At 52.9% G+C, this 12,964-nt stretch carries 9 protein-coding genes; 4 read left to right on the top strand and 5 right to left on the bottom strand.

The window, feature by feature from the left end; translation table 11 throughout:
- The first annotated feature begins 103 nt into the window (after nucleotides 1–103).
- From ybfF to fur, 4 genes are all read left to right on the top strand, one after another.
- On the top strand, nucleotides 104–868 hold the full coding sequence (ybfF, locus tag C7M51_RS02755) for an esterase (protein ID WP_160620290.1): 765 nt from the start codon (nucleotides 104–106) through the stop codon (nucleotides 866–868).
- 156 nt (nucleotides 869–1,024) lie between these two features.
- A complete protein-coding gene (gene ybfE / locus C7M51_RS02750; RefSeq protein ID WP_141176971.1) occupies nucleotides 1,025–1,300 on the top strand; it encodes a LexA regulated protein in 276 nt (91 codons plus the stop codon).
- Nucleotides 1,301–1,441: 141 nt separating this feature from the next.
- Nucleotides 1,442–1,972, top strand: coding sequence for a flavodoxin FldA (gene fldA, locus C7M51_RS02745; protein WP_160620288.1), 531 nt, complete (start codon nucleotides 1,442–1,444; stop codon nucleotides 1,970–1,972).
- 358 nt (nucleotides 1,973–2,330) lie between these two features.
- Nucleotides 2,331–2,774: a ferric iron uptake transcriptional regulator gene (gene fur / locus C7M51_RS02740; RefSeq protein WP_141176973.1), complete on the top strand. Its 444-nt coding sequence runs from the start codon at nucleotides 2,331–2,333 to the stop codon at nucleotides 2,772–2,774.
- A 101-nt stretch (nucleotides 2,775–2,875) separates the two neighbouring features.
- On the opposite strand, the gene C7M51_RS02735 is transcribed toward fur, so the two are convergent.
- From C7M51_RS02735 to nagE, 5 genes are all read right to left on the bottom strand, one after another.
- Complete coding sequence (locus tag C7M51_RS02735; protein ID WP_160620286.1) at nucleotides 2,876–5,533, bottom strand: beta-N-acetylhexosaminidase; 2,658 nt, start codon at nucleotides 5,531–5,533, stop codon at nucleotides 2,876–2,878.
- A gap of 116 nt (nucleotides 5,534–5,649) precedes the next feature.
- Nucleotides 5,650–7,050, bottom strand: a complete 1,401-nt coding sequence (gene chiP / locus C7M51_RS02730) for a chitoporin ChiP (RefSeq protein WP_160620284.1) — start codon at nucleotides 7,048–7,050, stop codon at nucleotides 5,650–5,652.
- Nucleotides 7,051–7,409: 359 nt separating this feature from the next.
- Nucleotides 7,410–8,660 carry a tryptophan permease gene (gene mtr, locus C7M51_RS02725; RefSeq protein ID WP_160620282.1) on the bottom strand — a complete coding sequence of 417 codons (1,251 nt, stop codon included), beginning with the start codon at nucleotides 8,658–8,660 and terminating at the stop codon, nucleotides 7,410–7,412.
- Nucleotides 8,661–8,930: 270 nt separating this feature from the next.
- Nucleotides 8,931–10,598 carry a glutamine--tRNA ligase gene (gene glnS / locus C7M51_RS02720; RefSeq protein WP_160620280.1) on the bottom strand — a complete coding sequence of 556 codons (1,668 nt, stop codon included), beginning with the start codon at nucleotides 10,596–10,598 and terminating at the stop codon, nucleotides 8,931–8,933.
- A 156-nt stretch (nucleotides 10,599–10,754) separates the two neighbouring features.
- Complete coding sequence (nagE, locus tag C7M51_RS02715) at nucleotides 10,755–12,785, bottom strand: N-acetylglucosamine-specific PTS transporter subunit IIBC (protein WP_160623544.1); 2,031 nt, start codon at nucleotides 12,783–12,785, stop codon at nucleotides 10,755–10,757.
- Nucleotides 12,786–12,964: the final 179 nt, after the last annotated feature.

Here is a 12,964-nt window from a genome sequence, read left to right as displayed (position 1 = left end):
GAATATGCCGCAAAGCCTCCCGGCGAACAACCGCTCACTAACCGGCAGGGAAAGTAAAAACCATGATAACCTAAGCTTTACTGTCAACTGTAAGAACTTTGCCATGAATTTGAATACTCGCCTGCAAACTGAACAATCTGCCAACGATGCGACACCCATCCTGTTGATTCATGGTCTGTTTGGTAGCCTGGATAATCTTGGCGTACTGGCGCGCGGCCTGAAGGCGGATCGGCCGCTTATCCAGGTTGACGTGCGCAATCATGGCCTTTCGCCGCGCAGCGAGGTGATGAGCTATCGGGCGATGGCACAGGATATGCTGGAAACGCTCGATCGGCACAGCATCGATAACGTCACGGTTATCGGTCACTCAATGGGCGGCAAAATCGCCATGACCATGACCGCGCTGGCACCGGAACGTATCGAACAGCTGGTGCTGATCGATATCGCCCCGGTGGATTACCAGACCCGCCGACACGATGCCATTTTCGCTGCCGTTAATGCCGTTACCGCTTCAGGCGTTACCCAACGCAGCGCCGCCGCCGACATCATGCGTGAAATCATCGCTGAAGAAGGCGTGATTCAGTTCCTGCTGAAATCTTTTCACGACGGTGCCTGGCGCTTTAACGTCCCTGTTCTGTGGGATAACTATAGCGCGATTTCCGGCTGGGAAAGTATACCGCCGTGGCAGGGACCGGCGCTGTTTATTCGCGGCGAGCTTTCTCCCTATCTGGATGATATTCATCGTGATACGTTGCTGGCGCAGTTCCCACAGGCGCGCGCGCATGTGATTGCCGGAGCGGGTCACTGGGTTCATGCTGAAAAACCCGACGCGGTACTGCGTGCCATACAGCGTTTTTTAGCGCTGTAAAAGCAAGGCGTTAACCCGCCGACAAAGATTGTTCTCACTCTTTGCTCAGGGTATGATGGCGCGCTAAAATTTTGCCGTCGCTGAAAATGGCGGCAAGCCGGCCCAAACGTCACCATGCGCGGCGCAAACGCGCAGCCCATTCAGTACCACGATTCTATGGCAAAAGAACACACGGACCGGACCACGATCGATCTGTTTGCAGATGAACGTCGCCCGGGACGCCCGAAAACCAGTCCGCTGTCGCGTGATGAACAACTTCGTATCAACAAACGCAACCAGTTGAAACGTGACAAAGTACGGGGTTTACGGCGCGTTGAACTGAAGATGAACAGTGAGGCTGTCGAAGCGCTCAATGCAATGGCCGCTGAACGTGGCGTAAGCCGCAGCGAGCTGATTGAAGAGATGATTCTTGCCCAGTTGAAGGCGCTCTGACTGGCTGAAAGAAGCGCACAATGAGACACAAATGCAGCGGCTTTACGAGTTCCGCCTCCAGACGGTCTCTGCTATTATTGCCGTAATCTGCATTCCACGGGCAGTTACCAATTCTATAAGTTTCAAGAGGTTATTAAACTCATGGCAATCGTAGGCATTTTCTTTGGCAGCGATACCGGCAATACAGAAAACATTGCGAAAATGATCCAGAAACAGCTCGGTAGCGACGTTGCTGCAGTGCATGATATTGCCAAGAGCAGTAAAGAAGACCTGGAGGCTTTTGATATTCTGCTGCTGGGCATCCCTACCTGGTATTATGGCGAAGCGCAGTGCGACTGGGATGACTTCTTCCCGACGCTGGAAGAGATCGACTTTAACGGCAAGCTGGTAGCGCTGTTTGGCTGCGGCGACCAGGAAGATTACGCTGAATATTTCTGTGATGCCATGGGCACCATCCGCGATATTATCGAGCCGAACGGCGCGGTAATCGTTGGTCACTGGCCAACCGAAGGCTATCACTTCGAAGCCTCTAAAGGTCTCGCCGACGATACGCATTTCCTTGGACTGGCAATTGACGAAGATCGTCAGCCTGAATTAACCAACGAACGCGTTGATAAGTGGGTGAAGCAGATTTACGAAGAGCTGCATCTGCAGGAAATTCTGGAAGCCTGATTCCGCGCTGATTGTGTACCACATCACATTGCGTAACAGGTTTTTCCTATAGAAATGATAGGTACGGGTTTGAAAATTTTATCAAACAGTCGGTAGAATACCCGTATCGGTCATACGCTTTCCTGCCGTTGTGCTGTAAAGCGGCAGGATGAAGCGAAATGTAAACGCAGCATCAGATGAGCATGAACAACGCCGGACGTAGCTCTTATTTTACTTCCACTTGCGGCTTCACGCCTCCCCGTACGGTTTTCATTTCGAAGCATCAGTTCTATAATGAGACGCATTAGCTTTAGCGTCGACCGATGTTCATGGCTGTTCAGCCACATTGTGACTAGCAAAGTAACAGGACAATATCCGCATGACTGACAATAACACCGCATTAAAGAAGGCCGGCCTGAAGGTTACGCTTCCACGACTAAAAATCCTGGAAGTGCTTCAGGAACCTGAGAGCCATCACGTCAGTGCGGAAGATTTGTACAAGCGCCTGATTGATATGGGCGAAGAAATTGGGCTGGCAACGGTATATCGCGTACTGAACCAGTTTGATGATGCTGGCATCGTTACACGCCATAACTTTGAAGGCGGTAAATCCGTTTTCGAACTGACCCAGCAGCATCATCACGATCACCTGATTTGCCTTGACTGCGGCCGGGTGATTGAATTTAGTGATGAATCGATCGAAGCTCGCCAGCGTGAAATCGCCACGCGTTACGGCATCAAGCTGACCAACCACAGTCTCTATCTGTACGGTCACTGCGCGACGGGTGACTGCCGCGAAGATGAAACATTACACGACAAATAAAAAATTGTGCTATGCAGTAATGGAAACCGGTGCCTGAGCACCGGTTTTTTTATGGCTTTGTGACGCCGGGCAAGCGTAAAAGCCTGCCCCAACGTTTTCAATCAGAGCGCTTCGCTGCGGCTGTAGCGCTCTCCATCCGGGCTGACGCTGCGTACCATAACGCTACTGCCTTCAGCAACCGTAGGCTTCATCCGCTCGTCATAGCGCAGCCAGCCTTTACCGCCATCCAGCGAGTATTCGATAGCCAGACCCGGCAGCGCAAGGTTCGCCTCCAGCTTGCCGTTGCGAATTTGCGCGCCCGGCACCGGCAGGCGGTAAGCGATACCGACTTTATCCAGCTTCGCCAGCTCACGTTGCCCCAGAATATTGGCGAAACGCTGCCAGTCGCGGTTTAACGCCTGACGATCGACAAACTGCGTGACGCCACCCTGATATTCACGCCCCGGCTGATAATCCTGCTCCCAGGAGGCACGATGCCAGGCGCGCTCCGCTACGGTAAACAGGCGCGGGAAGATCATATATTCCATCTGGTCGTCGGTACGTACGGTTTCACTCCACAGCTGCGCCGACAGCCCCCAGGCTCCGGGCCAGGGTTTATCAGAGCGTGCCGTAAAGGTTTTGCCATCACGATCGACTGAGGTCTCCGCATTTTGCGGTAGGTTATTTGGCGCAAAGCTAAACATCTTACGTTCATCGCTATAGCGCGTTCCCCAATAGTAGCCACGCTCTAACGGGTTCACCTCATAAGGGAAATCCATATAGACGTAGTCGGGGTTAGAGATAATCACATCGTAGCCTTTATTGGCCCAGTCGTTAGCGCTGTCAAAGCCGCCCCAGTAAAGTGTATCCCAGAAGTTAACCGCCACTTTTGGCGTGGCGAAGGCGGCAGCGTTCTCCGCATGTTTCACGCCATCCTGCCAGGCCTGCATACGTTCGATACCGTGCGCATGTACCTTACTGCTGACCGCCAGCGCAAAATAGCTCGGCAGATGATCGAGATCTTTCACTTCACCAGCCGCAATCATTTTCTGACAGGCGAGCGATTTTTCCCAGGGGCGATTTTCCTGGCTGCGGTCAATCAGGCCGGTACCAGGCTGCGGCTGCTGTTTATCGCTGTAGCCTGCGCCAAGGCGAATATTTTTAGCCTCGTCGCCGCCAAAGTGCCAGGTAGACAGCGGCTGCCCGGCTTCTTTATGCATCGCCTGAATTTCGCCGATAACCTTATCGACAAAGCGCTGTGAAGAGGCGAGGCAGGGATTGAGATAGCTGGTACGATCGTAAAGCTGAACGGAGGTCGTTTCAGAGGTATCAAGCGGATCGCGCAGCCGATACTCTTCTGCTTTTTCTGTTTCGCCCGCTTTCATCAGGCGCTGATAACGTGCTTCCATTGAGATGACGGCGGCGCGTGCGTGCGCAGGCATATCGATTTCCGGGATCACCTCAATATGGCGTGCCTGGGCATATTTAACGATATCGATGTAATCCGCCCGGCTGAAAAAGCCGCTGCCGTTGTTATTGTTAAAGGGACCAGAACCGAGCTGCGGCAACAGGCAACGCTGTTCGCTAAGATCGTGGCAGCGCTGGCTACCTACCTCGGTAAGCTCCGGCAGACCAGGGATAGCGATACGCCAGGCTTCATCGTCGCTGAGATGGAAGTGAAATTTGTTCATTTTCCACGCGGCCATCTGATCCAGCATACGCATTACCGCCTGCTTGCTGTGGAAGTTACGCGCCACATCAAGGAAAGCGCCACGGTAGGCAAAGCGCGGTGCATCCTGTGCTTCCAGCGTTGCAATCACCGGCAGCCCTTCAGCAGGCAGCAACGATGCTACCGACATCAGCCCGTAAAAGACACCGGCGCTGTCGTAGCCGGTCAGCTCAATACCCCGCGGGCTGATGCTGAGATGATAAGCCCCGCTTACCGCACGTTCACCGCTAAAATCCGCCTGACGAATGGTGGTACGCAAAGGAACACCGCCGCTGTTTTCCTTCACGCCCAGCAGCGCAAAGCGCGCTTTAATCACCTGTGCCTGATTATCCGGCAGCGTCAGCAAATCAAAGGCAACGCCTTTGCTTAAATCAAGATCCTGCGGGTGAACTTTTAACGCCAGCGGGGTTGGGGTAATTTGTCCACGCAGCGCCGCCGTCGGCAGCACGGCGATATCACTGTTTTTCAAAAAACGGCTGGCAGGCTGCATCAGTATATTTTTATCATCAGCGGTCCGCTTCCAGCGATCGTTAAAGGGCGCAACAAACTGCGTCAAATCTTCGGTGTCGGTACTGGCGATAATGCGCGGCTGGGCGTTTTCCGCCGTCACATACCAGCGCGGCATCACATCGGTAATAAACAGCTGCCAGTATTCATTGATCAGGGGGATCGCGATCGATTCCCCTGCGCCGATGCCGGTAAATTTCTCAGTGGGCTCCAGACGCGTCAGATCGCCATTAACATGCACGATCCTGAACCGATCGCTGTCGATCTTAATCGTCGCATGAACATTACTCATGTAGATCGCCCAGTTGCGGCTGGTCAGCGCCGGACCATTATTTGTCAGGGTAATGGTTGCCCGGTTACAGGCGGCCCAGTCAGCCCCCAACGCGGCGCAGTCGGTGCCGTGCAGGGCAGCCTGGTTATCGGTTACTTCGTAACGCACGCCAAATTGACTTACCTGATCCACAACCCGCTGCGCCTGCATTGCGTCGCTGCTGCATCCCGCCAGCGTCGCCATAATTAGCGCTGACAGCGTTAAACGTTTCATGTTTTCCCCTTATTCGTCCTGTCGCGTGGGCTTTCCTTCACCGCGTACTGCCGGTCAGCCGCAGGCGATTGCCGTTATAGCCGTTGCCCGGAGGCAGCCGTAGCTGCCTGTTCTGTTTAAAAGATGGTGAAAGGTGCAATGACGATAAATTTCACGTCTTTTTCGTCCTGGAACATGTTGCCGTAGCCGCCGCCGAAGCTGGGAACGTCGCTGTGGTTGTCATAGCGGGTAAAATGCAGCTTAAACAGCGTATCCTTCGCCCTGCCCTCCTGGATGGTGTAAATCAGATCGAGATTCCAGGCAGATTCTCTGATGCGCTGGCTCTGGTCCCATTGCGGATTGCTGCTCGGTTTGGCATCCCAGCCGTAGGCCCAGGAAGCGCCAACCTTCCAGCCCGCCATGTCCCACTGGCTGAGGTCATAGATTACGCCAGCAAAAATGGCTTTTTCTCCGTTGGCGTTCCAGTCAGAGCGTGCATCCCACCAGATATCCAGCCTGCCGTTAGAACTGGCGTAGGATGGCGTCATACGCTGCAGGAAAAAGCCCTGGTTGCCTTCGGCTTTAACCCAGGTCCCTTCGAGTCGCCAGTCAAACGGCCCCCAGGTATAGCCAAAGGTCAGCGCCTGAAGCCAGGCCATGCCGTCATAAACATCGTTGCTGTTGTTTGCCCCGCCGCTCTCCCGATCGTGCGCACCGTAGAACTGATAGCTGGTGCGTAAATCGCTATCGCCAAGCGGTGTACTCCATGAAGCTTTAGCAAAATACTGGTCCATATAATCTGCCGCCTGGCCCCATGAGGCTTCCAGGATCAGCTGATTGTTGAAATCGTAACGAGCGCCGACCGCGTGTAGCCAGGAGATGCCGGTTTTACCATCGGCCTGACGAAAGCGATAGATATGTCGATACCAGGGGGCTTTATAACGGTCGGTCCACATATAGGACATTTCAAGCTTGCCCGCTTCGGCGTAATCCTGACTAAATCCTGCTTCAACGCCACGATAGGTGCCGGGTAAAAAGCTCCAGTGCGGTGCCAGCAGCGTTTGCCCCTGCGGCTGGATATAACCCGCGCGCAGCCAGTAATCATCTACTTTCATTTTTAACGCTGCTTTATAAAGACTGGTGCCGCTGCGATCGCCGCTCCAGTCTTCATCCCAGCGCGTTTTTCCACGGCTGAAACCAATTTCATTCGGTGCCGCCGGGCCGCTGTTACTCATTTCAACCGCGCCGAAAACGGCCAGATCCAACCCGATAATATCGGCAGCGTAGCCCGAATTAAAATCAAGGCTGCTGTTTAACGTGGCGTGATGTAAGTTCTCCCGGTATTTGCCGTAATGTTCGCTGCTCTTATCAACCTCTTTTCTGTCGCGCTGCCGCTGCCAATAATAAACGGCCCCTTTTAATGACGAATCTTCAATAAAGCCGGTAGCACGAACAGGCGGGGTAATAAAAGTAGTTAGCGCGGTTATTACAGCCGCCGAACAACAGGCGGCCTTACGCTTCCCTGGTAAGGTGCGCATGGGTATTCCTCTTTGACGGAAAAATTAAAAAATCATGAACAACAATAGCTAAGGAGCTTCTCGTTGCGTTGCTAGGATATTTTTCGCGTCGCGAATTATCAATAAGGAAATACATATGTTTTATTAAAACATGACATGGGGCACATAAAAGGATGCGGTAATTAACAAATAAATAAACTTAATTCCGTCGCATTAGAAATATAAGCAGGCTATCTTTTTATTATTAAGGAATATATATATTAATAAGTCTAAATAAAGACCTAATTGTCTTTAATTAAGTAGATAACTTATTTTTAATTGGAATGCGGGAAATAAATAAAATGAAAGAACAGGACGACGGTTGTCGTCCTGAGAAAGGATTAACGGGCATATACTGGCAGCAGATCGACATAACTGAGCAGCGAAACGACGATATTTAAGGTAGCAAACAGCAATACCAATACGATGGGCAGCCTGCCGCCCTTTAAACGCCATCCCTGCGCCTGGGGGAAGCGTTTTCTGGCTTGATGTGCCAGCAGTGCCGGGGTAATCACCGCCCAAATCGTCGCCGCCAGTCCGGCGTAGCCAATCGCCAGCAAGAAACCATTCGGCCAAATCATTGCCGCCGCCAGCGGCAGGAAAAATGTTGTCAGCGTCGTTTTCAGACGCCCGGTGCCGCTGTTATCAAAGCGCAGCAGATCAGCCAGATAATCAAACAGCCCCAGCGTGACGCCGAGGAAAGAGCTGGCTACGGCGAAAGTGCTGAAAATCGTCAGTAGTTTACTCAGCGAGGCGCTCTGTAGCAGCCCGCTTAGCGCCTCCACCAGCGCATCAATATTACCGCCGCGCTGGGCGATAGCGATAAAATCACCGCGAGGAATATTACCCATGGTGCCGATAATCCACACCAGATAGATAACCAGCGCCGCTACGGTCCCCAACAGCAGACAGCGCGCCACCTTCTTACCATCATGACGGTAATAACCAATCAGCCCGGAAATATTGCCGTGATAGCCAAAGGAGGCGAGGCAAAACGGAATTACCATCCAGACATAACGCAGATAGTCTGTTTCGTTACCGCCCGCGTCCAGTAACAGCGCTGGCTTAACGTGCCCCAGCAGGCCGCCAAACAGCAGGAAGAAAGTAATCACTTTTGCGCCGAGGAAAATCAGCGTCACGCGGCTGACCACGGCGGTGCCAAGCCAGACGAACAGCGCCACCAGTAGCGTAAAGCCCAGCCCGGCCATTCTGGCGGAAACCGGCAGATGTAACGTGGCGAACGTGTGCTGCAAAATTGCTCCGCTGGCAGAAATATAGGCGTAGGTCAGAATACCCAGCACAAAAGCGATCGAGGTGCCGTTAAGCAGATTCCAGCGTGCGCCAAGCAGATCGCGCGTCAGAGTATCAAAGCCCGCACCGGTCGGATAATGCAGGCTGGCTTCCAGAAACATCAGCCCGGAGAGCAGCATACAGAGCCAGGTTAACAGCAGAATCGCCGCCGACCAGCTAAACCAGGCGCCGGACATCACCACCGGCAGAGAAAACATGCCAGCACCGACAACGGTGCCGGTAATAATCAGCGTACCCCAAAGGACAGAAGGGAGCTTATTGACGGAAACCGCTGCTTCCATAAGATAACCTCAGAATGTTATTTGTTTATTTTTTGTTCAGATAGCGTTCTGTCTGGCAGAACGGCTACTGTGAAAAACATTCTACCTGATAGTGAACTCATGCACTAGTACATAAATAAAAACCGTTCGTTTTTATCGTGACTACATTATTAGCCGATTAAAAAGAGAGCAGATAACATCAGGGCTGGCGTGGCAGGCGTTAGCCTAATGCTGAGAATAGTGCATAAAAAAGGCGGCTCATTGAGCCGCCCGATCGCCGTTAATGGGGGGTTATTCGCCGCTTTTCGCCCAGGTATCACGCAGGCCAACGGTACGGTTAAATACTAGATGCTGCGGGCTGGAGTAAACGCTGTCGGCACAGAAATAACCTTCACGCTCAAACTGATAAGGTGAGGTCGCTTCCGCCTGCGCCAGACCCGGCTCAACAAAGCCGTGTTTGATAACCAGCGATTCCGGATTAATGGTGGTAAGAAAATCTTCCGCCGCCGCCGGATTAGGCACGCTGAACAGGCGATCGTACAGGCGGAATTCCGCCGCTGCCGCATGCTCCGCCGACACCCAGTGAATGACGCCTTTCACTTTACGTCCGTCCGCCGGATCTTTGCTCAGCGTATCCACGTCACAGGTACAGAAGATACAGGTAATGTTGCCCGCTTCATCTTTCGCCACTCGCTCAGCGCGGATCACATAAGCGTTACGCAGACGCACCTCTTTGCCCAGTACCAGACGCTTGTACTGTTTGTTGGCTTCCTCACGGAAATCAGCGCGGTCGATCCAGATTTCGCGGCTGAACGGCACGATACGCGTTCCCATTTCCGGTTTGTTAGGATGATTTGGCATCGTAATCATCTCTTCATGACCGGCAGGCAGGTTTTCAATTACGACTTTCAGCGGATCGAGTACCGCCATCGCACGCGGTGCGTTTTCGTTCAGGTCATCGCGCACGCACGATTCCAGCGCAGCCATCTCGACGATGTTATCCTGCTTGGTGACGCCGATACGACGACAGAACTCGCGAATCGAAGCGGCGGTATAGCCACGACGACGCAGGCCGGAAACGGTCAGCATGCGCGGATCGTCCCATCCCTCCACCACTTTTTCTGATACCAGCAGGTTCAGCTTACGCTTGGACATGATGGCGTATTCGAGGTTAAGGCGTGAGAACTCATACTGACGCGGATGTACCGGGATAGTGATGTTATCCAGCACCCAGTCGTAAAGACGGCGGTTATCCTGGAACTCCAGCGTACAGAGCGAGTGCGTAATGCCTTCCAGCGCATCGGAAATACAGTGGGTGAAGTCATACATCGGGTAGATGCACCACTTGTTGCCGGTCTGGTGGTGCTCGGCGAATTTAACGCGGTAGAGCACCGGATCGCGCATCACGATAAAGTTGGAAGCCATATCGATTTTCGCCCGCAGGCAGGCCGCGCCTTCGGCAAACTCGCCGTTGCGCATTTTTTCAAACAGCGCCAGGTTCTCTTCCACGCTGCGATCGCGATATGGACTGTTCTTGCCCGGCGAGGTCAGCGTGCCGCGATATTCACGGATCTGCTCCGGCGACAGCTCATCAACGTAGGCCAGACCTTTATTGATCAGCTCAAGCGCGTAGTTATACAGCTGATCGAAATAATTGGAGGAGTAACGGATGTCGCCACTCCACTGGAAACCCAGCCACTGCACATCCTGCTTAATGGACTCGACATACTCGATATCCTCTTTCGCCGGATTAGTATCATCAAAACGCAGGTTACACTGCCCCTGATAATCCTGCGCAATGCCGAAATTCAGGCAAATCGACTTTGCGTGACCAATATGCAGATAGCCATTCGGCTCCGGTGGAAAACGGGTATGCACACTGCTGTGTTTACCGCTCGCCAAATCTTCGTCAATGATCTGACGAATAAAATTAGTTGGGCGGGCTTCAGCCTCACTCATCACTGTATCCTCAACACGAAATGTCTGATCGTTTCGACCATGAAATAACGGATTATGATCCACAAAGCGCGCAAGAGAAACAACCGTTTGTTAGCACCAGAGAAGAAAAAAGGCAGGAATCGCTTCCTGCCCGTAGAGGTTTCACACAAAGGTGCGTTATTTGCGGATTTCGTACAGTTCGCTTTCGCCTGCTACCACGCTGCCGGACGCCAGCAGATGAATACCAGCGAAGTCATCAACATTACTGACCACCACCGGGCTGATCATGGAACGGGCGTTGGCATTCAGGAAGTCGAGATCCATCTCCAGCACCGGCTCACCGGCGGCGACGGTTGCGCCCTCTTCTACCAGTCGTTTAAAGCCTTTGCCTTCCAGCGCCACGGTATCCAGCCCCATGTGCACCACAATTTCAACGCCATCGGTGCTTTCCAGGCAGAACGCATGGTTAGTGTTAAAGATTTTCACTACCGTACCTGCCAGCGGTGCTACAACCGTTTTATCGGTAGGCTTAATCGCCACGCCTTCACCTACGGCTTTGCTGGCAAAGGCTTCATCCGGTACCTGCTCAATCGGTACGATTTCACCGCTCACCGGTGCCAGCAGCGTTGCGAAAGGCTGTGTGTTAGCAGCAGTAACCGCAGGCGCAACTTTCTCAACCGGCGTCGCTGGAGCAACAGCGCCAGAGGCAGCGGCGACCGGTCCTTTTGCCAGCACGGTTTTCATCGCAGATGCAATAGATTCAGCCTGCGTACCGACAATGATCTGCACGCTCTGTTTGTTCAGACGAATAACGCCGGATGCGCCGAGGCGTTTGGCCAGGCTTTCATTCAGCACCGCGCTGTCTTTAACGTTCAGGCGCAGGCGGGTAATACAGGCATCGATATGGGTCAGGTTTTCTGAGCCACCTACCGCACTAATATAACGACGCGCCAGTGATTCCGTTTCCGTTTCGCCCTGTCCGGCCTCTTCAACGTTCACATCATAGCCATCGCTCTCGTCACCGGAAACGGCCAGCTCGCGTCCCGGCGTCAACAGGTTGAATTTTTGGATAGTGAAGCGGAACACCAGATAGTAAATCCCAAAGAACACGATGCCCTGCGGAATCAGCATATACCAATGATGCGCCAGCGGGTTACGTGACTGCAGTGCCATATCCACCAGGCCAGCACTAAAGCCGAAGCCGGAAATCCACTGCATGTTGGCGGAAATGAATACGGAAATACCGGTCAGCACCGCGTGAATCACATACAGTACCGGGGCGACGAACATGAAGGAGAACTCCAGCGGTTCGGTAATACCGGTAAAGAATGCGGCAAACGCAGCGGCCAGCATGATACCGCCCACTTTCGCACGGTTTTCAGGACGCGCGCATTGATAGATAGCCAGTGCAGCACCGGGCAGACCAAACATCATGATTGGGAAGAAACCAGCCTGATATTGTCCGGTTACGCCCACGATCCCTTTTCCATTAGCGATAGACTGCGCACCGCCCAGGAAGTTAGGAATATCGTTGATACCGGCAACGTCAAACCAGAACACGGAGTTCAGCGCATGATGCAGACCAACCGGAATCAGCAGGCGGTTGAAGAATGCGTAAACACCCGCACCCACTGAACCCATTTTCTGAATATGCTCACCGAAGGTCACCAGCGCATTAAAAATAACCGGCCAGATATACATCAGGATGAAAGAGATGAAGATCATCAGGAAGGAAACCAGGATCGGCACCAGGCGACGTCCGCTAAAAAACGATAGCGCTTTTGGCAGCTCAACGTGGCTGAAGCGGTTATAGACTTCCGCAGAAAGAATACCTACCAGGATACCGACAAACTGGTTGTCGATTTTATTGAAAGCGGCAGGCACCTGATCCACCGGGATTTTCTGAATCATTGCTACCGCGCCAGGAGAACAAAGCGTAGTGACGACCAGAAAACCGACGAAGCCGGAAAGCGCGGCGGCACCATCCTTATCTTTCGACATCCCGTAAGCGATGCCCACGGCGAACAGCGCTGGCATATGTTCAATGATTGCGCCGCCCGATTTAATCAGCAGCGCCGCCAGCGCATTGCCCGCGCCCCAGCTGTCAGGATCGAGCCAGTAACCGATGCCCATCAGTATTGCCGCGGCAGGCAGCGTAGCTACCGGCACCATTAGTGCCCGCCCGACCTTCTGCAAGTAACTTAGAATATTCACTATTTTCCCCTTGTAAGCATAAAAAGGCCCCTGAAGCTGTTACTCTTGTTATCACATTCCTCAGATAACCTGCCGAAAATCCACTTCCGTAGTGCAGTGTAAAAATAATTTAATTCGCTTCGCAAATTAAAAGCGCTCTGTCTGTGACTTTTGTCACCATAATCTTATTTCTG

This window comes from Mixta intestinalis, assembly GCF_009914055.1.
Classification (GTDB): Bacteria; Pseudomonadota; Gammaproteobacteria; order Enterobacterales; family Enterobacteriaceae; genus Mixta; species Mixta intestinalis.
The sequence above is the reverse complement of the archived record's forward strand: the minus strand, read 5'-3'. Positions and strand labels throughout refer to the sequence as shown.